Annotated in this window: 20 protein-coding genes, 2 tRNA genes and 1 pseudogene; 8 read left to right on the forward strand and 15 right to left on the reverse strand. The window is 68.5% G+C overall.

Features of this window, described 5'->3' with window-relative positions:
- Positions 1-49 precede the first annotated feature (49 nt).
- Both pknB and ABZ098_RS25120 read left to right on the forward strand, forming a co-directional pair.
- Positions 50-2,044, forward strand: a complete 1,995-nt coding sequence (gene pknB, locus ABZ098_RS25115) for a Stk1 family PASTA domain-containing Ser/Thr kinase (protein WP_356594686.1) — start codon at positions 50-52, stop codon at positions 2,042-2,044.
- Positions 2,045-2,230: 186 nt separating this feature from the next.
- Positions 2,231-3,253 (forward strand): restriction endonuclease, encoded by a 1,023-nt coding sequence (locus ABZ098_RS25120; RefSeq protein ID WP_356594688.1) that lies wholly within the window; start codon positions 2,231-2,233, stop codon positions 3,251-3,253.
- A gap of 90 nt (positions 3,254-3,343) precedes the next feature.
- Here ABZ098_RS25120 and ABZ098_RS25125 read toward each other — a convergent pair whose 3' ends face one another.
- From ABZ098_RS25125 to ABZ098_RS25150, 6 genes are read right to left on the reverse strand one after another with little or no spacing between them, the layout of a single operon-like run.
- Positions 3,344-4,081 (reverse strand): class E sortase, encoded by a 738-nt coding sequence (locus tag ABZ098_RS25125; protein WP_356594690.1) that lies wholly within the window; start codon positions 4,079-4,081, stop codon positions 3,344-3,346.
- A 13-nt stretch (positions 4,082-4,094) separates the two neighbouring features.
- A complete protein-coding gene (locus ABZ098_RS25130; protein ID WP_356594692.1) occupies positions 4,095-5,243 on the reverse strand; it encodes a class E sortase in 1,149 nt (382 codons plus the stop codon).
- On the reverse strand, positions 5,240-5,878 hold the full coding sequence (locus tag ABZ098_RS25135) for an aminodeoxychorismate/anthranilate synthase component II (RefSeq protein ID WP_356594694.1): 639 nt from the start codon (positions 5,876-5,878) through the stop codon (positions 5,240-5,242). The genes ABZ098_RS25130 and ABZ098_RS25135 overlap by 4 nt, the downstream gene beginning before the upstream one ends.
- Positions 5,875-6,036 carry a hypothetical protein gene (locus tag ABZ098_RS25140; protein WP_019324742.1) on the reverse strand — a complete coding sequence of 54 codons (162 nt, stop codon included), beginning with the start codon at positions 6,034-6,036 and terminating at the stop codon, positions 5,875-5,877. Before ABZ098_RS25140 ends, ABZ098_RS25135 begins: the two co-directional genes overlap by 4 nt.
- A 52-nt stretch (positions 6,037-6,088) precedes the next feature.
- Positions 6,089-6,778 (reverse strand): class E sortase, encoded by a 690-nt coding sequence (locus ABZ098_RS25145; RefSeq protein ID WP_356594696.1) that lies wholly within the window; start codon positions 6,776-6,778, stop codon positions 6,089-6,091.
- Positions 6,779-6,796: 18 nt separating this feature from the next.
- A complete protein-coding gene (locus ABZ098_RS25150) occupies positions 6,797-7,576 on the reverse strand; it encodes a DUF881 domain-containing protein (RefSeq protein ID WP_356594698.1) in 780 nt (259 codons plus the stop codon).
- Between the two features lie 140 nt (positions 7,577-7,716).
- Between ABZ098_RS25150 and crgA the strand changes: the two genes are divergently transcribed.
- Positions 7,717-7,971, forward strand: a complete 255-nt coding sequence (crgA, locus tag ABZ098_RS25155) for a cell division protein CrgA (RefSeq protein ID WP_356594700.1) — start codon at positions 7,717-7,719, stop codon at positions 7,969-7,971.
- A 243-nt stretch (positions 7,972-8,214) separates the two neighbouring features.
- Here the strand turns inward: crgA and ABZ098_RS25160 are convergent, their stop codons facing one another.
- Positions 8,215-9,099: a rhomboid family intramembrane serine protease gene (locus ABZ098_RS25160; RefSeq protein ID WP_356594702.1), complete on the reverse strand. Its 885-nt coding sequence runs from the start codon at positions 9,097-9,099 to the stop codon at positions 8,215-8,217.
- Between the two features lie 104 nt (positions 9,100-9,203).
- Positions 9,204-9,737 carry a peptidylprolyl isomerase gene (locus ABZ098_RS25165; protein WP_356594704.1) on the reverse strand — a complete coding sequence of 178 codons (534 nt, stop codon included), beginning with the start codon at positions 9,735-9,737 and terminating at the stop codon, positions 9,204-9,206.
- 242 nt (positions 9,738-9,979) lie between these two features.
- Here ABZ098_RS25165 and ABZ098_RS25170 point away from each other — a divergent pair, with 242 nt between their 5' ends.
- Positions 9,980-10,681, forward strand: a complete 702-nt coding sequence (locus tag ABZ098_RS25170; protein WP_356594706.1) for a DUF5324 family protein — start codon at positions 9,980-9,982, stop codon at positions 10,679-10,681.
- Between the two features lie 149 nt (positions 10,682-10,830).
- Positions 10,831-11,781 (forward strand): glycosyl hydrolase, encoded by a 951-nt coding sequence (locus ABZ098_RS25175; protein ID WP_356594708.1) that lies wholly within the window; start codon positions 10,831-10,833, stop codon positions 11,779-11,781.
- A gap of 157 nt (positions 11,782-11,938) precedes the next feature.
- On the opposite strand, the gene ABZ098_RS25180 is transcribed toward ABZ098_RS25175, so the two are convergent.
- Positions 11,939-12,011: transfer RNA gene (locus ABZ098_RS25180), tRNA-Ala, on the reverse strand.
- A 184-nt stretch (positions 12,012-12,195) separates the two neighbouring features.
- Between ABZ098_RS25180 and ABZ098_RS25185 the strand changes: the two genes are divergently transcribed.
- Together ABZ098_RS25185 and ABZ098_RS25190 are read left to right on the forward strand one after the other, a co-directional pair.
- The gene (locus ABZ098_RS25185) at positions 12,196-12,744 is read left to right on the forward strand and encodes a DNA-binding protein (protein WP_031036313.1); all 549 of its coding nucleotides are present in this window, start codon (positions 12,196-12,198) and stop codon (positions 12,742-12,744) included.
- Positions 12,745-12,982: 238 nt separating this feature from the next.
- Positions 12,983-13,879: pseudogene (locus tag ABZ098_RS25190) on the forward strand (serine/threonine-protein kinase); the annotation flags it as partial.
- A 2,275-nt stretch (positions 13,880-16,154) separates the two neighbouring features.
- Here ABZ098_RS25190 and ABZ098_RS25195 read toward each other — a convergent pair.
- On the reverse strand, positions 16,155-17,540 hold the full coding sequence (locus ABZ098_RS25195) for a hypothetical protein (protein ID WP_356594710.1): 1,386 nt from the start codon (positions 17,538-17,540) through the stop codon (positions 16,155-16,157).
- Positions 17,541-17,843: 303 nt separating this feature from the next.
- Complete coding sequence (locus ABZ098_RS25200) at positions 17,844-17,972, reverse strand: DLW-39 family protein (RefSeq protein WP_003999697.1); 129 nt, start codon at positions 17,970-17,972, stop codon at positions 17,844-17,846.
- Positions 17,973-18,347: 375 nt separating this feature from the next.
- Here ABZ098_RS25200 and ABZ098_RS25205 point away from each other — a divergent pair, with 375 nt between their 5' ends.
- Complete coding sequence (locus tag ABZ098_RS25205; RefSeq protein WP_356594712.1) at positions 18,348-18,698, forward strand: DUF6344 domain-containing protein; 351 nt, start codon at positions 18,348-18,350, stop codon at positions 18,696-18,698.
- Positions 18,699-19,018: 320 nt separating this feature from the next.
- On the opposite strand, the gene ABZ098_RS25210 is transcribed toward ABZ098_RS25205, so the two are convergent.
- The 4 genes from ABZ098_RS25210 to gyrA all read right to left on the reverse strand — a co-directional run bounded on the left by ABZ098_RS25210 (position 19,019) and on the right by gyrA (position 23,161).
- Entirely contained in the window at positions 19,019-19,372 is a 354-nt protein-coding gene (locus ABZ098_RS25210) for a VOC family protein (protein WP_356594714.1), read from the reverse strand.
- Positions 19,373-19,478: 106 nt separating this feature from the next.
- A tRNA-Ile gene (locus ABZ098_RS25215) sits at positions 19,479-19,555 on the reverse strand.
- Positions 19,556-19,666: 111 nt separating this feature from the next.
- Positions 19,667-20,545 (reverse strand): DUF3566 domain-containing protein, encoded by an 879-nt coding sequence (locus tag ABZ098_RS25220; RefSeq protein ID WP_356594716.1) that lies wholly within the window; start codon positions 20,543-20,545, stop codon positions 19,667-19,669.
- Positions 20,546-20,563: 18 nt separating this feature from the next.
- A complete protein-coding gene (gene gyrA / locus ABZ098_RS25225) occupies positions 20,564-23,161 on the reverse strand; it encodes a DNA gyrase subunit A (RefSeq protein WP_356594718.1) in 2,598 nt (865 codons plus the stop codon).
- Positions 23,162-23,197 lie beyond the last annotated feature (36 nt).

Below are 23,197 nucleotides of genomic sequence, written 5' to 3' on the forward strand. Positions count from 1 at the left end.
CGGCACACACGTGCCCGTCGGGACCGACGGAGAGGGCTGGTAGGAAGCTATGGAAGAGCCGCGTCGCCTCGGCGGCCGGTACGAGCTGGGCCAGGTGCTCGGCCGTGGTGGCATGGCAGAGGTCTACCTCGCCATGGACACGCGCCTCGGCCGCACCGTGGCGGTGAAGACGCTGCGCGCGGACCTCGCGCGCGACCCGTCCTTCCAGGCCCGGTTCCGCCGGGAGGCCCAGTCGGCCGCCTCGCTCAACCATCCCGCGATCGTGGCGGTCTACGACACGGGCGAGGACTACATCGACGGGGTCTCGATCCCGTACATCGTCATGGAGTACGTCGACGGCTCCACGCTCCGTGAGCTGCTGCACTCCGGCCGCAAACTGCTGCCGGAGCGCTCCCTGGAGATGACCATCGGGATCCTCCAGGCACTGGAGTACTCCCACCGCAGCGGCATCGTCCACCGGGACATCAAGCCGGCCAACGTCATGCTCACGCGCAACGGCCAGGTCAAGGTCATGGACTTCGGCATCGCCCGCGCCATGGGCGACTCCGGCATGACCATGACCCAGACCTCCGCGGTCATCGGCACCGCCCAGTACCTCTCCCCGGAGCAGGCCAAGGGCGAACAGGTCGACGCCAGGTCGGACCTCTACTCCACCGGCTGTCTCCTCTACGAGCTGCTGACGGTACGGCCGCCCTTCGTGGGGGACTCCCCGGTGGCCGTCGCCTACCAGCACGTACGCGAGGAGGCACAGCCCCCGTCGGTCTTCGACCCCGAGATCACGCCCGAGATGGACGCCATCGTCCTGCGGGCCCTGGTCAAGGACCCGAACTACCGCTACCAGTCCGCCGACGAGATGCGCGCCGACATCGAGGCCTGCCTCGACGGCCAGCCGGTCGCGGCCACCGCGGCCATGGGCTCGGTGGGCTACGGCGGCTACCCCGACGACCAGCCGACCACGGCCCTGCGCTCCGACGCCGGCGCCACCACCATGCTGCCGCCCATGAGCCCGGACGACGGCGGCTTCGGCTACGACGACCGCCCCGACCGGCGCCGCCAGAAGAAGTCGAACACCTCGACGATCCTGCTGGTCGTGGCGGGCATCCTCGTACTCGTCGGCGCGATCCTGATCGGCAAGTGGATCTTCAGCGGCGGCGGTGCGGGCAACGACCAGGTGGCCGTGCCGAACCTGGTCAACCAGACTCAGGCCGATGCCGAGAGCCAGCTGGGCAACGTCGACCTGAAACTCGGCCAGGTCACACAGAAGGCCTGCGAGAACACCGCCAAGGGCAACATCTGCGAGCAGAACCCGACCGGCGGCACCAAGGTCGACAAGAACTCCACCGTCAGCATCGTGGTGTCCACCGGGGCGCCGAAGGTGGCCGTCCCCAGCGTCCTCGGCCAGGACGTCGACAAGGCCACGGAGACGCTGGAGGACGACAAGTACCAGTTCGTCGTCAAGACCAAGCAGGAGGTGTCCACCGAGAAGGCGGGCACCGTCCTGAACCAGGACCCGGAACTGGGCGCGGAGGTGGAGAAGGGGTCGACCATCACCCTCACCATCGCCAAGGCCGAGGAGAAGTCCACCGTCCCGGACGTCACCGGCCGCTCCTGTGACGAGGCCAAGGCACAGATGCAGGCCAACAACCTCGTCGGCAACTGCACCGAGGTCGAGACCGACGACACCAACAAGATCGGCAAGGTCATCTCGACCGCGCCGCAGGCCGGCACCCAGGCCGACAAGAACTCGTCGGTCAACATCCAGATCGGCAAGGCGGCGGACAAGACCGAGGTCCCGCAGGTCGTGGGCCGCACGGTCGCCCAGGCCAGGCAGATCCTCAACAGCGCCGGCTTCAACAACATCCAGTTCGCGAACGGCAGCGACCAGAGCGACACCGCGCTCGTGGCCCAGCAGGATCCCCAGCCGGGCAGCGAGGTCGACGACCCGGGCAGCACCCAGATCAACCTGACCACGGTGAGCGTCGGAGGCGGCAACAACAACGGCGGCAACAACGGCGGAGGCTTCTTCGGCGGCGGAACCGGCTAGCCGCACAACAACCGAGCACGAAGACGAGCCCCGCCGTCCCTGACCGGGCGGCGGGGCTTCGTCATGGACCTACGCCCCGCCAGTGCGCGTGTTCGCCTACCGATCGTGTCTTCATATGTGACGACTCGTTGATCCATCGGGGTGGGGTGCCGAAGCTCTGCCCCGGCCACGAACGGAAGGGCAGACGTGATCAACGAATCGGCACTGCTGGAATCGAAGTCCCTGCGCGACGGCGTACTGGAACGCACCGACGTACTCGACCGGGTCAAAGTGCTGTCACTGCTGCCGGACGGGATGCATGTGACCACGGCGATGGTGGCGGCCTATTTCGAAGTCGGCCTCACAGCCATCCGCTCCCTCGTACTCGACCACCGCGCCGAGCTGGAGACCAACGGGTACCACGTCTTGACAGGTTCAGAACTGAGTTCCTTCAAGGAACTCAGTGGGACTCAGTCGCGCTCCGCCTCCCTCGCCCTCTTCTCCCGCCGGGCCGTCCTCAACGTCGCCATGCTCCTCCGCGACAGCGAAGTCGCACGTCAGGTGCGTGTGTACCTCCTCGACATGGAGTACCTGGCCCGCACCCAGCCTGTGGACAACCCTGTCCACACGGACACCGGCTCCCTCGACGACCGCATCGACCGACGCATCACCCACATCCTCGGCAAGACGGTCGTACCGATGTTCAACGCCCTGATCGAGACGTCGGGCGAGCACCGCCGCGAACTCATCGCACTCCGCCAGGACATCGAGGACGTCGAGAAGCGGCTGTGCTGGCACCACCGCCGCATCAACAGCCTGGAAGGCGAGGCGCCGACGGATCAGGTCAAAGCCTCCATCAACGCCATGACGTGGAAGGCCTTCGAACACCACGTCGCCGACCTGCTGCGCCGGGACGGCTGCACCGACGTCGCCGTACGGCAGGCACGGACCGACCGGGGCATCGACATCACCGCCCGCACACCCGACGGCCGCAGCATCGCCGTCCAGTGCAAGAACCGCGGCGGCCGCTCGACCGTGCCCAGTGCCGACATGCAGAAGTTCGCGGGCGCCGCACGAGCCATCGGCCGCGTGGACATCGCCCTGTTCGTCGCCACCTGCAACTTCAGCCACGAAGCACAGGCCGTCGCCGACCTGAGCGACGTCATCACCGTGAACCGCGAGGAACTGGAGACGTGGAGCGCGGGAGCCCGACTGAAGGCACTGGGCTGAGCCGAAGCGGAAAGGCCCGAAGCCGCAAGAGCAAGTTGCGGCTTCGGGCCTTCGTCATGCTAGGTGACAGACCTCCTCAAAGCAGGCCTGTCACTGGAGTTCCTTCGGCAACGTCCGCTCGCTGTCCACCTTCTGCGTGCGGACCAACTCCCCCCACACCACGTACCGGTACCGCGACGTGTACACCGGCGTGCACGTCGTCAGCGTGATGTAGTGGCCGGCCTTCTTCTTGCCGGACTCCTTGGGGATCTGCCCGAGGACCTTGACGTTGTACTTCGAGGTCTCCGGAAGGACGGCGTAGACCTTGTAGACGTACCACTCGTCCTTGGTCTCGAAGACGATCGCGTCGCCCTTCTTGACCTTGTCGATGTTGTGGAACTTCGCGCCGTGCCCGTCGCGGTGGGCGGCGAGGGAGAAGTTGCCCTTCTTGCCGCTGGTCGGGAGCGTGGCCTTGACCGGGTCGGTGTAGTAGCCGGCGACACCGTCGTTGAGGATCTTCGTCGAGGTACCTTTCTCGACCAGGACCTCACCGTTCCTCATCGCCGGGACGTGCAGGAAGCCGATGCCGTTCTTGGTGTCCAACGCCCCGGGGCCGCCGGTGGTCCGCTCGGTCCAGCTGTCGCGCACCTTGTCGGCCTGCTTGTCCGCCGCACGGTCGGCGACGACGTTCGTCCACCACAGCGAGTAGACGACGAACAGGCCGAGCACCAGGCCCGCCGTGATGAGGAGTTCACCGAAGACGCTGACCGCCATGGCGATCCGGCCGGTGCCGCGGCGGCGCGGCGCGGCGGTGCCGGTGTTCTGCTCTTGCTCGGTGGTCGCTGCCACTAGTCATCTGCCCTTACTGGACGAGCGCATCCGGCTTGCCCTTGCTGCGCGGCCGTTCCTCGACCATCTTGCCCCAGACGATCAACCGGTACTTGCTGGTGAACTCCGGCGTGCAGGTGGTGAGGGTGATGTAGCGGCCGGCCTTGGTGAAACCGGATCCCTTGGGGATGGGGTCGATCACGCTCGTGTTGCTCGGAGCCGTCACCGGCAGCATCGACGTCATCTTGTAGACGAAGTACTTGTCCTGCGTCTCGACGACGATCGCGTCACCCGGGCTGAGCTTGTTGATGTAACGGAAGGGCTCGCCATGGGTGTTGCGGTGCCCGGCGAGCGCGAAGTTGCCGGTCTTGGCGTCGGGCATCGCGGTCTTCAGCGCGCCCTGGCTGTAGTGCCCGACCATGCCCTTGTCGAGGACCTTCTTGTTGCTGACGCCCTCGGCTATCGGCACCACCACATCCAGCTTCGGGATGTGCAGCAGGGCGAAACCCTGACCCGGCTCGAAGGTGCCCGGGGCACCCTTCCCGCTCGCCCAGTCATTCTGGAGGCTGCTCGCCTCCTTGTCCGCCTGCGCGTGCGCCCGGACGTTGGTCCACCACAACTGGTAGCTGACGAACAGCAGCATCAGCACACCGGTGGTGATGAACACCTCACCGATCGCCCGGCTCGCCACGACGGCCGCGCCGGGTTTGCGCGCCTTCGCCGCCCTGCGGGCTTCGACACGGGAGAGCGGCTTACCGTCCGCCGACTCCTGCTCCGACTGCGATTCAGGGGCGGCCGCGCCCCCATGCCGCCCATGACGGCCCTTGGCGGCCTTTCTACGGGCCGCACGGCCACCCTGTGGGGATCCAGTGGCGGATGTGACGGAAGAGGCCGCAGAAGCGGATATGGAGGGTGGCGGCGGATCGGGTATCCGCAACGCCACCGTCTCGTCGTCGGCCGGAGGCACATACGGCGCCGCCGCACCGCCGCGCGCCTCATCACCGAACGACTCCTGGACGTACGGCTCCTGGACGTACGGCTCCTCGGCGTACGGCTCCTGGGCGTAGGTCCCCTCCGCATAGCCGGCACCGCCGATGGACTCACCGCCGTAAGGATCGCCACCGTAGGACTCGTACGACGCGTCGCCGTACAAGTCCTCGCGCTCAGGGCGCAGGGCCGTCACGCCGTGGCCCTGCCCACCACCGGGGCGAGCCCCGCCGACCTCGCCACCGCGCCCTGGTCCCCGCACTCCACCAGCCAGTTGGCCAGCATCAGGTGACCGTGTTCCGTCAGCACCGACTCCGGGTGGAACTGCACACCCTCCACCGGCAGCTCACGGTGCCTGAGCCCCATCACGATCCCGTCATGCGTCCGCGCCGTGACCTCCAACTCGGCCGGAACCGTCGCCGGCTCGGCGGCCAGCGAGTGATAACGGGTCGCCGTGAAGGGAGACGGCAACCCCGCGAAGACCCCACGCCCCTCGTGCTCCACCAGCGACGTCTTGCCGTGCAGCAACTCGGGAGCACGGCCCACCACACCGCCGTACGCCACCTGCATCGACTGCATCCCGAGACACACACCGAAGACGGGCACCCCGGTCGCGGCACAGTGGCGCACCATCTCGATGCAGACCCCGGCCTCCTCCGGCGTACCGGGACCGGGCGAGAGCAGGACACCGTCGAAGCCGTCCTGGGCGTGCGCCGTCGACACCTCGTCGTTGCGCAGCACCTCGCACTCCGCACCGAGCTGGTACAGGTACTGGACCAGGTTGAAGACGAAGCTGTCGTAGTTGTCGACGACGAGAATGCGCGCGCTCACTGGTTGTCCACCGTCACATCGTTGAAGGGCAGCAGCGGTTCGGCCCACGGGAACACGTACTGGAACAGGACGTAGACCACAGCAACGACCAGCACGAGTGAGAGCAGCGCCTTCACCCACGCGTTCCCCGGCAGATGCCGCCAGATCCAGCCGTACATGCCGTCCCTTCCGTCGCACCACGGCACCACACACACGCCGCACCGCACCAGACTAACGGCGCAGGGCAACCGGCTTGCCGTCCTCCACAGCCTGTGTGGAGTCCAGGTGTGCCCAGACGATCAGCCGGTGACTGTGTCCCCACTCCGGATCGCACGTGGTCAGCGTGAGATACCGGCCAGGCCCCGTGTACCCGGATTTACGTGGCACAGGATCGATCACCTCAATGTCGGTGGGCACTGTTTTGTAAGGCCCTTTGTCGATCCGATACGTGAACCAGGTCGTCCCGTCGGTCAGGACGACCGCGTCACCACGCCGCAGCCTCGGAAAGTCCTTGAACGGATCGCCGTAGGTACGCCGGTGCCCGGCCACCGAGAAGTTGCCCCGCTGCCCGAGCCGCGCGGTGTCCGCGTAGTGCCCGAGCCCCTTCTTCAACGTGCCGACCCCCGTGCCCTCGAGCACGGGCTTGTTCCACGTGAAACCGAGCCGCGGGATGTACATGATCGCGAACGGCTTCCCGCTCCGATACGGCGCCGGCTCCGCGGGAGACGCGGACGGGCCGGCCGTCACCTTCGGCTCCCGCACGCTCCCCTGCGCCCACTGGTCCCGCAACTGGTCGATCTGGTCGTCCATGACGGTGTCGGCCTTCACACCGGTCCAGAACAGCACATAGGCGACGAACAACACGATCAGGGCGCCGACGGTGATGCACAGCTCGCTGACGGTCCTGACGACGACACGCACCGGCGGCTCCCCCGGGACCTACTCCACTGGCTTGGCGTACTGCAGATCCACTGTGCCCGAGTAGCCGGGAAGAGTCACCGTGCCGTCGTCGGCGACATTCCAGCCCAGACCGTAGACGTTGACGTAGACCATGTAGTTCTGGATCGCCTTGGAGTCCGCGAGCGCCTGCTTCAGCCTCCCCGGATCACCGACCGCCTGGATCTTGTACGGCGGCGAGTAGACGCGCCCCTGCAGGATCAGGGTGTTGCCCACACAGCGCACGGCACTGGTCGAGATCAGCCGCTGGTCCATGACCTTGATCCCCTGGGCACCGCCCTTCCACAGGGCGTTGACCACGGCCTGCAGGTCCTGCTGGTGGATGACCAGGTAGTCGGGCTGCGGCTCGGGATAGCCGGGAAGCTTGGCGGTGGCGTTCGGCGGGGCGTCGTCGAGCGTGACCGTGACCGCCTTCCCCTTGAGCTTCTGCGTGCCCGCCCGGTCCTCCAGGGCCGCGAGCTTGTCGTCCTCGGCCTTGGTGCTGCCGTCGTCGCGCTCGGCGAGCGACTCGACGTCCCTGCGCAGCGAACCGTTCGACTCGTCGAGCTCACCGTTGTTGCGGCTGCGCTCCTGGATGAGATCCGAGAGCTTCAGCATGGAGGCGTCCGTGCGGATGTCCGTGCCCTTGGCCGTATTGAAACTCGTGAAGAAAATGAGTCCCGCGAGAGCGAAGACGCCCACCGTGAGCACCCGGACCGGCCGGAAACCCCGCCTGCGGACAGGACTGGATCCGGACTGGGGGGAGTCGGCAGAATTGCTCAACGTACCCTTATCTCCTTCGGCGCTACGGAAGCACTACGCTAACGGACGCCCGGGGGAGCACTCAGTGTCCCCTTGTACGCTGCCCCGAGCCCGACCAGTTACCTGCGCGGCCACGCAGCGCATCGACAGGAGAGACCCTCGTGCCGAAGTCACGTATCCGCAAGAAGGCCGACTACACGCCGCCCCCGGCGAAGCAGGCGACCGCCATCAAGCTGAACAGCCGCGCCTGGGTCGCGCCGGTGATGCTGGCCCTGTTCCTCATCGGGCTCGCCTGGATCGTCGTCTTCTATGTGACGGACGGCTCACTGCCCATCGACGCCCTGGACAACTGGAACATCGTGGTGGGCTTCGGTTTCATCGCCGCCGGATTCGGCGTCTCCACCCAGTGGAAGTAGCTCTCCCCAGGGGTATCCGCTGAGTTATCCACAACTCGCTGACTTTCCACAGCTGGGCTGGGGAAAAGACGACGATCTGTGGATAACCCATCGGGTGTTGACGCCGGTACGACCATCCCACCAGCGTCCGCAAGCCTGTTCGCCCCCTGCCTGACCTGCATAAACGCGGGTCAGCGACAGGGGGCACAGCTGTTCCCGCACTGTATGCACAAGATTCGCCACTCACTGTGGACAACTGCCTGCTCAGGTGAGCTGTGCGGTCCTCAGCAGGGTCATGCCCACGACGACCAGCAGAACCAGCGCGCAGGTGCCGTACTGCACCAGTGCCCGGCGCTCCCGCGGCGCGTGGACCATGCCGTAGCCCGTGATGAGACCGGCGACGAGGCCGCCGATGTGGGCCTGCCAGGAGATGCTGCTCCAGCCGAAGGTGAAGATCAGGTTGATCGCCAGGAGCGCGATGATCGGCCGCAGGTCGTAGTTCAGCTTGCGCATCAGGACCGCGGTCGCGCCGAAGAGGCCGAAGATGGCACCGGAGGCGCCGAGGGTCTGCGCGACCGGATTCGCCAGCAGATAGGCCAGGGCGCTGCCCGCGAGACCGGAGACGAAATAGACCGCCAGGTACCGGGCGCGGCCCAGGGCGGCTTCGAGGGGGCCGCCGAGCCACCACAGGCTCAGCATGTTGAAGCCGATGTGCCAGATCTCCCGGTGCGCGAACATCGAGGTGACCAGGCGGTAGTACTGTCCGTCGGCGACTCCCTCGGTGGGCGTGAACGGCGCCGGCGGCCAGGCACCGACGAGGCTGAGGTCCGTCGCCAGGGAGGCCTTGGCCTGGATGGCGATGAAGACAGCGACGTTGATCCCGATGAGGATCTTGGTGAGGAGCCGGGGGTCGGCTGTGACCGTGCCGCCCGCGATGGTGCGGGGCCTGGCCGCGGTCGGAGCGGGTCCGCTGCCGCCGCCGTCGCGTACGCAGTCGGGGCACTGGAAGCCGACGGAGGCGCTGACCATGCACTCGGGGCAGATCGGGCGCTCGCAGCGGGTGCAGCGGATGCCGGTCTCACGGTCCGGGTGTCGGTAGCAGCCAGGCGGGTTCTGGGCCTCCGGTGTGCTGCCCGCCTCCTGGTTCATGCCATCCCCTAAGTCGCCCTGGGTCGTGGTGCCCACGTGCACCGCCCCGCTCATCCTTACGGTTGAGCGGGGCGTTTGGTTCCCTGCGTGATGGTCGGCCGGGCTCAGCCCTGGCGCGTCTCCACGACGACCTGCTCGATGACGACGTCGTTCACCGGGCGGTCGTTGGGGCGGGTGGTCTTGACGCCGGCGATGGCGTCGACGACCTTCTGGCTGGCCGGGCCGGTGACCTCGCCGAAGATGGTGTGCTTGCGGTTCAGCCAGGCCGTCGGGGAGACGGTGATGAAGAACTGCGAGCCGTTGGTGCCGGGGCCGGCGTTGGCCATGGCGAGCAGGTAGGGCTTGTTGAAGCCGAGGTCGGGGTGGAACTCGTCCTCGAACTCGTAGCCGGGGCCGCCGATGCCGGTGCCGAGGGGGTCGCCGCCCTGGATCATGAAGCCGCTGATGACGCGGTGGAAGATCGTGCCGTCGTAGAGCCTCTTGGTGGACTTCTCGCCGGTGCCGGGGTGGGTCCACTCGCGCTCGCCCTGGGCGAGTTCGACGAAGTTCTTGACCGTCTTCGGGGCGTGGTTCGGCAGGAGCCGGACTTCGATGTCGCCGTGGTTGGTCTTCAGGGTGGCGTAAAGCTGCTCGGCCACGATCTGCCTTCCGTTGTCTTCTTGTGCCCGACCGATCCTCGCACGGATCCGGCCGAGGAGGGTCCGGGCAGGGGCGCTGAGCGGCGATCCGTGGCATTGTCGTCGACAAGCTCCTGTTGCCACGTATTCATCCGTTATTGATCCGGATGCCCGCCCTCAGGTGCCGGGCTGTACTCCGGCAGGCATGATCCGTAAAAGGGTGGAAAGTCGAATTACCGTACGCCACCGAGGAGGAGGATCCCGTGACCCGCATCGACAGCGTGCGCGCCGCGACCGGTTCGGCGAAGGAAAGCGTGCTGCACGCCGCGGAAGCGGTGGCGCCCTACGCCGACACGGCCAAGGACAAGGCCTCGCACTACGCGACGGAGGCACGCGTACGGCTCGCGCCGAAGGTCTCGCAGGCGGCTGAGCAGGCGCGTGTCCAGTACGGCGTTTATGTCGTGCCGCGTCTGGAGCAGGCTCGTACGCATGTTCCGCCGAAGGTCGACCAGGCCGCCCATGAGGCCGCCGAGCGCACCCGTAAGGCAGCTCGGCAGGCCGCCGACTACTCCCGTCCGAGGATCGAGCAGGCCGTTGCTGCGGCCGGTCCGGTCCGCGAGGAGGCCACGGCGCGGAGCGTGGCCGCTCTGGCCGCGCTGCGCGGCCAGATCACGCCCAAGGAGGTCCAGAAGCTGGTCCGCAAGCATGAGCGGCGGGCCCGCGCTGGACGTCTCGCCAAGGCGTTGGCGGTGGCGGGCATTGTCGCGGGGGGCGCCTTCGCCGCCTGGAAGTGGTGGGACAAGCAGGCCAACCCTGACTGGTTGGTCGAGCCGCCCGCCGCGACCGAGGTGCCCGAGACGGGTCGGCTGACGTCTGTGGACGGCACCGGCCAGTCGGTTCTGGACCCGGAGGTCCAGGCGAAGGAGGCCGAGGAGGACGCCGCGAAGCACGACGAAGGGCGCTGACGCCGGTATCGGCGTGTACCACTGGTGGGGCGGAGGTTCTCCGCCCCACCGCTGTGTTCACTCGACGGTGTGGCCGTGCGGGTGCGGCAGGGCTGTCGTGCGTCACAGTCGCGGGGACATGTCTTCGCACCGGATGGACGGCCGCCCTGATGAAGCTCTCGCGTCGCGGGCCGTTGGCCCTGGCCGCCGTCCTGTTGTTCCTGGTCTCGGCCTGCACCGCCCGCGCCCCTGAGCCGGCGGCGGCTTCCGCGTACGGCGCTTACGTCGGCTACGAGTCCGCCGACGTGGGGCGGCTTGGCGCACTGGGTGTCTGGCTGGGCGGTCCCGCGCCGCGGGTCGGGCATGTGTATCTGCCCGGGGACCGGTGGAGCAACATCGAGGGGGCGCCGGGGTACCTGGAGTCCTGGGCGGCCTGGCGCCGGGCCGATCCGCGGCGGATGTTCGTCCTGAACGTGCCGATGCTGGAGCGTACGGAGGCTCATCTGCCGGACCGCGTGGTCCGTGCCGAGCTTCGGCGCGGGGCGGGCGGCGCTTATGACGGCCATTTTCGCGCGCTGGCCCGTCGGTTGACGGTTCTGGGTGTCCCGGACACGATCGTCGTCCTCGGCTGGGAGATGAACGGCACGACGTACACGCACCGCTGCGGCCCGGATCCGGCCGCGTGGAGGGCGTACTGGTCGAGGATCGTGCGTGCCATGCGGTCGGTGCCCGGTGAGCGCTTCCGCTTCGAGTTCACGCCCAACCGGGGTCGCGACGCGATCCCGTGGCCGCGCTGTTATCCGGGGGACGAGGTCGTCGACGTCATCGGCATGGACGCCTACGACGCCCCGCGCGGTCTGCGCTTCGCCGATCAGGTGTCCGAGCCGTACGGCCTGCGCGCTCATGTCCGCTTCGCCCGGGCCCACGGCAAACCGTTCTCGTACCAGGAGTGGGGGCTGTACGAGAACGGCGACGACCCGGCGTACATGCGCGGCATGCTCACCTGGTTCGCCGAGCAGCGTCCTCTGTATCAGGCCATCACCGACTACTGCCCGCACGGTGTGTGGGGCTGCCGGGCGCATCCGAGGTCGTCGGCGGTGTACCGGTCGCTGATGGGGTAGTCCGGTGCGGGGGCCGGTGCGGGGTGTCCACCGCCGGTGGCCCCGGTGTGTGTGCTCCGCGCGGCACCGGCTCGGGTCCGCGGGGGCGGCGAGGGCGTGTCTGCGTACGAAAAACCCCTCCGCCCGCGTATCCGCAGGTCGGAGGGGTCTCCTGGTGTGGAGCCTAGGGGAGTCGAACCCCTGACATCTGCCATGCAAAGACAGCGCTCTACCAACTGAGCTAAGGCCCCGGGAAGAGGGACGTCCGCCGCAAGAACCACTTGCCGGTGGGCGCCGCAGACCAGAGTACCGGGTCACCCCCGGTATTCCGCAAAAAGATTGGGGGTCCCCGCGAACGACCACTCTCCGTAAGATGCTCGGCGTGGTTCGCTGTCGCGAACCACGGTTTTTTGGGGAAGCGATGGGGAGACGCACATGGACGCCGCACAGCAGGAAGCGACCGCAAGAGCGCGGGAACTGCAGCGGAACTGGTATGGGGAGCCGCTGGGGGCGCTCTTCCGTAAGCTCATAGACGACTTGGGCCTGAACCAGGCTCGTCTGGCGGGGGTGCTGGGCCTGTCGGCTCCGATGCTGTCGCAGCTCATGAGCGGTCAGCGGGCGAAGATCGGCAATCCTGCCGTGGTGCAGCGGGTGCAGCTGCTGCAGGACCTGGCGGGGCAGGTCGCGGACGGCAGCGTGAGCGCGGCCGAGGCGACCGAGCGCATGGACGAGATCAAGAAGTCGCAGGGGGGCTCGGTGCTCAGCAACACCACGACCACGACCAGCAGTTCGGGTGCGCCGACGGTCAAGCGGGTCGTCCGCGAGATCCAGTCGCTGCTGCGCTCGGTGGCCGCCGCCGGAGACATCATCGACGCGGCCGACACTCTCGCCCCGACCCACCCGGAACTGGCAGAGTTCCTCCGGGTCTACGGCGCCGGCCGCACTTCCGACGCGGTCACGCACTACCAGTCCCACCAGAACTGAGCCGTCCGCCCGGTCGTCGAAGGGGGTTCGGCAGCCGGGCCGGGGGGCCGTGAGGTGTCACGGAGGAGCGCGAGGGGGTCGCGCTCCTCGGCGGCGGGCGACATACGGGGGTGTGTCGGCCGCCGAGAGACGAGGAGCACGAGGCCGTATCTCTCATCCGGGAGGCCACGAGGGGTCGTATCGCTCATCGAGGGGGAAGCAACGGGGGTAGCCGCAGGGGGAGGAGCGACGCGCAGTCATGGGTGAGGTGTTCGCCGGCCGGTACGAACTGGCCGATCCGATCGGACGCGGTGGCGTCGGCGCCGTCTGGCGTGCCTGGGACCACCGGCGTCGCAGGTATGTGGCCGCCAAGGTGCTGTTGCAGAGCGACGCCCACTCCCTGCTGCGCTTCGTCCGCGAGCAGGCCCTGCGGATCGACCACCCCCATGTCCTGGCGCCCGCGAGCTGGGCCGCCGACGACGACAAGGTCCTGTTCACCATGGATCTGGTCGCCGGTGGCTCGCTGGTCCATCTGGTCGGGGACTACGGTCCGCTGCCGCCCGCTTTCGTGTGCACCCTGCTCGACCAGCTCCTCGCGGGGCTGGCCGCGGTGCACGCGGAAGGTGTCGTGCACCGTGACATCAAGCCGGCCAACATTCTGCTCGAAGCGACCGGCACCGCCCGTCCGCGGTTGCGGCTGTCCGACTTCGGGATCGCCATGCGGCTGGGCGAACCGCGGCTGACCGAGACCAACCTCGTCGTGGGCACGCCCGGTTATCTCGCCCCCGAGCAGATGATGGGCGCGGAACCGGACTTCCCCGCCGACCTGTTCGCCGTCGGCCTGGTCGCGCTGTACCTCCTGGAGGGCGCCAAGCCCGACTCCAAGGCGCTCATCCAGTACTTCGCGGCCCATGGCACCCCGGGCGCGCCGCAGAGCGTTCCCGACCCGCTCTGGCAGGTCGTGGCCTGCCTCCTCCAGCCGGATCCCCAGGCCCGCTTCCGCACGGCCACGGGTGCCCGCAAGGCCCTCGCCGCCGCCAGAGAACTCCTCCCGGATCCCGGCCCCGACGACGAGTCCATCGAAATCTTCGACCAACTCGGCCCCCTCCCACCGGGGTTCGGCCCGCAGGGCCCACTCAAGCAGGCCCCGGGCGTGGACCCGAACAGGACACGGAACGGGGGATCCGCGACGGGGGGAGGGGCGCCGCGGTTCGGGTCGGGTGGCGGGGGCGGGGGTTCCTTCGGGCGTGGCGGTGCCGGAGATTCCTTCGGGGGTGACGCGGGAAGTGGTGTTCCTTCGGGGGGTGGTGGAGGGAGCCAGGTTTCGGGGGATGGCGGAGGGAACGCGGGGGCGTTTGCCGTCGACAAGGGGGATGCGGGGGCTTTCTGGCGCGGGGCTGGTGAAGGTGCCGGTGGTGGTTCTCGGGGTGCGGGTTTTGGTGGGGCGGATGCGGGGGCGGGGGCAGGTGGCGGAGCTCTCGGTGCCGTCGGGCTCGGCGGCGGTGCTGGAGCCGGCGTTGGGTCGGGATCCGGTGCTGGGTCGGTAGCCGGGGTCGGGCCGGGATCCAGGGTCGGGCCTGGTGGGGCTGCTGGGCCTGGCGGTGTTGCTGCGACCGGTGTTGCTGCGACCGGTGAAGCTGGCGGTGCCGGTGAAGCGCGTGGGGTGCCGTCCTGGCCTGGCCAGGGCAACGGCAACGGCAACGGCAACGGCAACGGCAACGGCAACGGCAACGGCATAGCTTCCCCGCCCCGGGAGGGGGAGGCAGGTGGGAGGTCCTCCTGGTTCGGCGAAGGCAACGGAGTGGGCTCGCGGCCTGGTGACGCGGGTGACACTGCCTTCCAGACCGACGGGGGGAATGGGCCAGGCGACTTCCAGCCCGGGGACGCGAGCGGGGCACCCAACTGGTCCGGGGAGGACAACGCGTTGGGGCTGGAGCCCCGTCCCCGTCCCTCCCGGTACGGAGAGGCGAGCGGGACGCCTCCCTGGTCCAGCGAAGGCCACGGCGCGGGATCCCGGCCCGGTCATTCCCAGCCCGGGGACGGGAGCGAAACACCCCCCTGGTCCGGCGGAGGAAACCCGGTGGGATCCCGGCCTGACCAAGCGAGCGGAACCCCCCTCCGGCCCGGGGAGGCAGACGGATCGCCCAACTGGGCCGGCGAAGGAGGCGGACTGACCTCCCACTCCGAGGGGCAAGGTGAGGTGCCCTCCTGGCACAGGGAGGTGGGAGGAATGCCTTCCCAGCCCTCCGAGGCCGATGAGACGCCTTACCAGCGAGGTGGGGTGAATGGAGCCGCTTACGGGCACGGTGAGCCGAACGGCCCCGCTTACCAACCCGGGGACGTGAACCCGCCCGCTTACCGATCTGGCGAGCCGAGCGGTCCTGTGTCCCAGCCCGGGGCGTACAGGTCGGTCTCCTGGCCCGATCAAGGAGACGGCGCGTCCTGGCCCGGCCAAGAAAGCGGCGCGTCCTGGCCCGGCCAGGGAAACGAGTCGCCCTGGCCGGACCAAAGGAGCGACCAGTCCTGGCCCCGCGAGGACAGCGACGTCTCTCCGCGTCCCGGGGCGAACGACCCCGTATCTCGGCCTGCTGAAGGAAACGCGCCACCGTGGCCCGTGGGGGCGAACTCGGCGTCCTGGCCCAGGGAATCGGGCCCGGCACCGTGGCCCGGCCAGACCGACCCGCCGTCCTGGCCCCGCGAGACGGGCCCCGCCCCAACCACCGGCGCCAACGCCTCCTCCCCCACCCCGGGTCATGGAACCCCCGGATCGCCCTGGCCCGCTCCCACGAGCCCACCCTCGGTGTCGGGCACCGGCAGCTTCCATCTGCCGCCGCCCGGGCCCGCGGAGCCCCCTTCCCAGCCCTCCACTCCACCGCAGCACCACCGCCACCCACAGGCCCAAGCACAACCCCACCGGCCCGCCACCTCGCCGGCGCACTCCGCCTACGTCTCCCCCCATGACCCCACGCCCCCCACTCATGTCCTGCCCTCCCCCCAGCACAACGCCCCACGCTTCCCCACGCAGGCCCCGGCACCGGCCCTGCACCAGCTCCACGCTGACACCTCTACTGCTTCGTACACCGCTCAGAGCCCGCAGGTTCCACCTCCCGCGCCATCACTTTCGCGAGCACGCCGAAGCGGCCCCCCTGCGAAGGTGGCCGTCCCTCTCCTGCTCCTGGCCCTGGCCTGCTACGCCGTGGGGTTCTGGGCACTCACCCAGATCTGAGAACCCGACACCCAAGGCAAACCGACACCCCAGGCAAACCGACACCCCAGGCAGACCGACACCCCAGGCAAACCGACCCCCAGGCAAACCGGCACCCGAGCTGCCCGCCCGTGAAAGCTCCGCAGCCCTGGAGTACCTACCTACGTCCCGCAAGCTCGTGGTGGTCCCTGAATCGCGCCAGTCCTCCAAGGCCCCAGGCAATCCCCTACACCCCGGCAGCCCCCCGCCGCCCCACCACAACCCACACCCCGAGAACCACCAACAGCAAGGTCCCCGCCCCGATCCCCCCGACGGCCACCAGTTTCATCCCGGCGCTGCCACCGCCGTCTCCGCCACCGGCCCCGTCGCTCGAAGCCGCATCCCCCGCCGCCCCCGAGCCGCCCCGCCCGAGAAGCCCCACCTGGAAGATCCCGGCAGGCTCGGACTGCCCCGCATAACCAGGCTCGGCCGCCGCCTCCCCCTTCACCCGCACACGCAGTGTCAGCCCGTAGGGCCCGTCCCCGAACTCCTCGCCCACCCGGGCCGCGAGATGCACGACGAGGTAGTAGGAGCCGGCGAACCGCATCCCGCCCACCCGGTCGGAAACGGCGTACCGGTTGTCGTACCCGACCGGCGGCAGGGCAGCGAGCGCGCCCGACTTCTGGCTGCCGTTGTAACTGATGCTCGTGTCGTCGACGAGTCCGCGCACGGGGTTGTACAGCGCCAGATTCACGCCCCCCGGCACAAATCCCACGCCCGCCCCGCCACCGCTCGCACTGCTGAGGTCGGCGGTGGCGTACACCTGCTGTCCCCAGTCGACCGGCACCTTGTAGAACAGCGTCTGCCCCGGTCGTACGTCGTCGCGCCAGACCCCCTGTTCCAGCGCGGTCGCCGAGTCGAAGCCCCCGCCGCCCCGCCGTCGTACGGCCTCACCGCCGGGTGGCGACGGCGTGGCCGAGTCCCACGACTCGGGCGCGCTGGTCGTATCCGCCTTCCGCAGCCGCGGCTCCAGCACGGGCGCGAGCTCCAGGTCCCAGTCACCCGGCGAGGACTCGGTGCGCAGCACCCGCTCGACGACGACGTAGTACGTACCGGCGCTCCGGCACGACGACCGGCTCGAAGGGAGCTGGCGTGCGCCCCACACGGTGAGGGGACGCGGGCTGCGGCCGGCGCCGATGCCGACCGTGTCCGGAGCCGAGCAGGAACGACCGTCGGCGTCCTGCACGGACACTCTGACGCCTTCCGTGGGAGTGACCGTGGCGTCCGTCGGGGGTACGGCGGTCGCGGCGACGTACACGGTCGACGTGGCGTCGAGTACGAGACGGTAGTAGACCTTTCCGTCGCTCGGCAGCGAACTGCGGTACGTGGTACCGGGTTCGAGACGCTCCGCGTCCGCGGTGTCCTTCGCCCCGGTGACCGACGAGGCGTCTTCGGCGAAGGCGTACGTGGAGGCCGTGGCGGAGGAAGAGGCGGAGGAAGGAGAGACGGAGGAAGAAGGAGAGGCCGAAGGGGAAGGAGAGGCGGCGAAGCCCTGGGACCCCGGAACGCCGACCACCGCACCCAGCACACCCCCCACGACGGCCACCCGCCACCACGCCGTACGCCGCCCCATCCCGCGCCACCCCTCCGTGCCCGCGCCCGAGTTCCTACGACCGGCGTCGACGCGGAATCAAAAAAAAACGATGTGAACCACAGTGAACCGATGCCAACCGCCGCGAATCCATGCGACATGACCGCCCGCGCGGTCGGCGGCCGTGGCCCATCCTGCCCCGCTGGGCCGCCGTCCACCCTCGCAATCCGTACGGCCGTCCGAAACCCCGGTCATCACCGGTCCCGGCCTCGATCCGGACCTCGGGCAACACAAAACCCCGACCGCAACAACGGCCGGGGTCTGTTCAGAATCGGATGTCGGTACTCAAGAACCCGTGGGCACGGAGTCAGTCGCCTCCGTCCACAGATCCTGCTCGGCGCGATCCGCCTGGATCTGGCGGTACACGAGGAGCCCGCCGATGGCGGCCAGTGCGACCAGGAGAAGCTTCTTCACCGCGCGACCTCGTCTTTCCTTGACGTAGGGGACCTCTGGCGCCCGACTATACACACCGACCGATACCGATCGGTGACCTGCGTCCGGGCCCTCAACTCCCGTCGGGAACACCCCAGTAGAAGCGGAGCAGAGACCTACGATCAGAGGGTGATCGCACGGGTGATCGCACGGGTGACCACAGGGATGATCACACCCTCACGGCCGGTCTCTTCGGCCTCCGTCGCCCCGCTTCTCCACTTTTCCGCCCTTCATGCACCCATCCGTGTGGTGTTCATCTGAAGATCGACGCGCCACAGGCTCAGGTCCGTGATTTCACGGCGCCCATACACATCATGAGGAAAGTACGCAAATCGCCCAACCCGAAAGTGAGGGACCATGGCCCGGAACAAGGTCATGAAGCTGTGGACCGTCGTCGTCACCGCCGTCCTCGCGCTGTTCACGGCGCTCGGACTCATCACGACGACCGCCGCCGCTGCCGTACCGCAGACCCAGTCGGCCCGCAACAGCGCCGCCGCACACCCGGAGCCCCCGGCGTCGTCCCACGGGCTCTGGTCCTACGTCAGGTCCCTGCCCCCCACGATGAAACAGCGCATCCGGGCGGAGGCCCACGGCAAGACTCCTAGCTGCCGCCCCCGCTCGCTCGCCGACACGGACACGGCCGCGGACCCGGACACGGCCCCCGACACGAAAGACACAGCTGAACCTGCTGGAGCGGACTGCTCCTGAGGTCACGGCCTCACTCGAGAAGCACCGCGGACGTAATGAAGACGCACCGCAGACGTATCGAACACGCACCGCAGATCACACCGCAGACGTACCGAAGACGCAGCAAAGACGGACCGAAGAAGCGCTGAAGAAGTGACGACGTCGCACACCGCACCACAGAGCACCGCACCACAGATCACCGCATCACAGATCACCGCACCGCAGAGCACCGCACCACGACGTCACCCCGCATCCCACCGCGAGGACGTGCTCCGGAGGGCACCGCACACGATGGACACGCCATCCGTGTTCGCCGGCCCCCCCGCGCCCCTCAGGGTCGCTCACTGACGCCGTTGGCACAGGACACAGAACTCGTTGCCCTCGGGGTCGGCCATGACCACCCACGACTGGTCGCCCTGGCCGATGTCGACGCGCTTGGCGCCATGAGCCTCAAGGCGAGCCACCTCGGCGGCCTGGTCATCAGGCCGGAAGTCGAGATGCAGCCGACTTTTGACTTTCTTGCTCTCATCGATCCTGACGAAGTCCAACCCCGGCAGGCGATCCGGCTCCGGGCGGATCTCGAACTCGTCGTCGGAGGAGTGGACCACCACCCAGCCGAGAGCCTCGGCCCACCACTGCCCCAGGGCCGCGGGATCCACGGAGTGGACGATCACCTGTTCCCATTCCAAGGTCATCCGGCGAGTCCAGGCACCCGGCCGACCGACCGACACGGCATCGAGGACTGATTTCGGTCGTGGATGACAAAAACCCCCAACCATGATCGGTTGGGGGTCTTCGTGCTGGTGGGGCTAACAGGATTTGAACCTGTGGCCTCATCCTTATCAGGGATGCGCTCTAACCAACTGAGCTATAGCCCCGCCGCGCTCTGCGGAGTGTGTCCCGCGCGCTGACTCCTGAAGATTAGCGCACGACGTGGGCAGTCCCAAAATCGGTTCCCCGAGGACCGCCCCCGTCGGTTTGAGGCAGCGTTACTCGTCCTCGGCCAGCGTCAGCTCGACGCCGCCGACGAAGCCCGCGGAGAGGTTGTAGATGAACGCGCCGAGGGTCGCGAGCGCCGTCGCGAGGACGACGTCGATGACCGCGATGATCGACGTGAACATCAGGACGTTCGGCAGGGAGAGGAAGGCCTGGAGGTCGAAGCCGTTCGACTCGTTCGAGCCGGTCGCCTCGGAGATCGTGCCGCCGACCGTCGAGAAGACGCCCATCGCGTCCATGACCATCCACAGCACGGCGGCCGCGACGATCGTGCAGATGCCGAGCGCGATGGAGAGCAGGAAGCTCACCTTCATGACGGACCACGGGTCGGCCTTGGCCACCCGCAGACGTGCCTTGCGGGTCCGGGGCACGGTCCGCGCACCGGTGCGTGGCTGGCGTACCGCGCCGGCCGACGCGGCCTGCGTCGGGTAGGCCTGCGGCGGGTGGTACGGCCCGGCCTGCTGCTGTGGCTGCCGTTCCCCCGGCAGCGGAGAGGGTGAAGGCTGTGCCGCGGCCTGGGGCTGCGGCTGGGCCGCCGCCCTCGGCGGTGCGGCGGGCGCCGTCGGCTGGGCCGGCGGCTGGGTGTCCGTCACAGGTCCCCCCTGGGATCCATGAGTCTCGGGCGAACGCGACTCCGTAGCGGGCGGCTTGATCGCCTTGAGTTGAGTCGTGTGCGTATCTGTCGCGTGCGGTTGTGTTGCCCGAGTGTCCGTCGCCCGGGCGTCTGTTGCCCGAGCCTCTGCTGTCCGGGCGTCCGCCGCCCGCGCGTCCGCCGCACGCGCGGCAGAGCCACGGCCGCCGCCGTCCGCCTCCGTGCCGGGGGAGGACCCCCTAGAGGTTCCGGTCGATCCGGCGCCCGTGGCTCCGCTCACGATGACTCACTCCTCGTGCTACTCGGCCGAGGGTGCCTCACCCTCGTCCGTGCCGATGGTCTCGGCGGCACCTTCGACGGTCTCGTCGTCGGCCACATCGCCGTCGACCTCCTCCGCCTCACGCCCCGCCTCGGCGTTACGTGCGATGCCGACCACGGCATCGCGCTTGCCCAGGTTGATCAGTTGGACGCCCATGGTGTCACGGCCCGTCTCCCTGACTCCGCTGACTCGCGTACGAATCACACCGCCGGACAGCGTGATGGCGAGGATCTCGTCGGTCTCCTCGACCACCAGCGCGCCGACGAGCGATCCACGGTCCTCCACGATCTTGGCAGCCTTGATGCCGAGGCCGCCGCGACCCTGGACGCGGTACTCGTCGACGGCGGTCCGCTTCGCGTACCCGCCGTCCGTAGCAGTGAACACGAACGTACCGGGTCGAACAACATTCATCGAGAGCAGCTCGTCTCCCTCGCGGAAGCTCATGCCCTTGACGCCCGAGGTGGCGCGGCCCATGGGACGCAGGGTGTCGTCCGAGGCGGTGAACCTGATCGACTGTGCCTTCTTGCTGATCAGAAGCAGATCGCTCTCGGCCGAGACGAGTTCGGCACCGATCAGTTCGTCGTCCGAACCGTCCTCGCGCTCCCGCAGATTGATGGCGATGACGCCACCGGAACGCGGAGAGTCGTAATCCTTCAGTGACGTCTTCTTGACCAGACCCGCCTTCGTGGCGAGCACCAGGTACGGCGCCGCGTCGTAGTCGCGGATGGCGAGGATCTCGGCGATCGCCTCGTCCGGCTGGAAGGCCAGCAGGTTGGCGACGTGCTGACCGCGCGCGTCCCGCCCGGCGTCCGGCAGTTCGTACGCCTTGGCCCGGTAGACGCGGCCCTTGTTGGTGAAGAACAGCAGCCAGTGGTGCGTGGTGGAGACGAAGAAGTGGTCGACGATGTCGTCTTCCTTGAGCTTCGTACCGCGTACGCCCTTGCCGCCGCGCTTCTGGGCGCGGTAGTCGACGGTCTTGGTGCGCTTGACGTAACCGCCACGCGTGACCGTGACGACGATGTCCTCCTCGGCGATGAGGTCCTCGATGGACATGTCACCGTCGTAGGGCACCAGCATGGTCTTGCGGTCGTCGCCGTACTTCTCGACGATCGCGGCGAGTTCGGCGCTGACGATGCCGCGCTGGCGGACCGGCGAGGCGAGGATCTCGTTGTACTCGGTGATCTTCGCCTGGAGTTCGTCGTGCTCCTGGATGATCTTCTGACGCTCCAGGGCGGCGAGCCGGCGCAGCTGCATCTCGAGGATGGCGTTGGCCTGGATCTCGTCGATCTCCAGGAGCTCCATCAGGCCGCCGCGCGCGATGTCGACGGTGTCGCTGCGCCGGATGAGCGCGATGACCTCGTCGATGGCGTCCAGGGCCTTCAGCAGGCCGCGCAGGATGTGCGCCCGCTCCTCGGCCTTGCGCAGCCGGAACTTCGTACGGCGGACGATGACCTCGATCTGGTGCGCCACCCAGTGCCGGATGAACGCGTCCAGGGACAGCGTGCGCGGGACGCCGTCGACCAGGGCCAGCATGTTGGCGCCGAAGTTCGACTGGAGGTCCGTGTGCTTGTAGAGGTTGTTCAGCACGACCTTGGCGACCGCGTCGCGCTTCAGGACGATCACGAGCCGCTGGCCCGTGCGCGACGAGGTCTCGTCCCGGACGTCCGCGATGCCGCCGACCTTGCCGTCCTTCACCAGGTCGGCGATCTTCTGCGCGAGGTTGTCGGGGTTGGTCTGGTACGGCAGTTCCGTGACCACCAGGCACTGGCGGTTCTGGATTTCCTCGACCTCGACGACCGCGCGCATGGTGATCGAGCCGCGGCCGGTGCGGTACGCCTCCTCGATGCCCTTGCGGCCGACGACGAGGGCGCCGGTCGGGAAGTCGGGGCCCTTGATGCGCTCCATGAGGGCGTCCAGGAGCTCCTCGTGCGAGGCCTCCGGGTTCTCCAGGTACCACTGGGCGCCGGCCGCGACCTCGCGCAGGTTGTGCGGCGGGATGTTGGTCGCCATGCCGACCGCGATACCGGCCGAGCCGTTGATCAGCAGGTTCGGGAAGCGGGCCGGCAGGACGGTCGGCTCCTGGGAGCGGCCGTCGTAGTTGTCCGTGAAGTCGACGGTCTCCTCGTCGATGTCACGGACCATCTCCATGGACAGCGGCGCCATCTTGCACTCGGTGTAGCGCATGGCCGCCGCCGGGTCGTTGCCCGGGGAGCCGAAGTTGCCGTTGGAGTCCACCAGCGGCATCCGCATCGACCACGGCTGGGCGAGGCGCACCAGGGCGTCGTAGATCGAGGAGTCGCCGTGCGGGTGGTAGTTGCCCATGACGTCGCCGACCACGCGCGCGCACTTGTAGAAGCCGCGCTCGGGGCGGTAGCCGCCGTCGTACATGGCGTACAGGACACGGCGGTGGACGGGCTTGAGACCGTCGCGGACGTCGGGCAGCGCGCGGGACACGATGACGGACATCGCGTAGTCGAGGTACGAGCGCTGCATCTCCGTCTCGAGCCCGACGGGCTCGACACGCTGGGCGATGACGCCACCCTCTTCGGAGGTGACAGGAGTGTTCTCGTCGGCCATTGCTGGTGAAGATCCTTCCTGGTGCGGTCAGCTGAG

Origin of the sequence: Streptomyces sp. NPDC006335, assembly GCF_040612795.1 — a bacterium.
GTDB lineage: Bacteria > Actinomycetota > Actinomycetes > Streptomycetales > Streptomycetaceae > Streptomyces.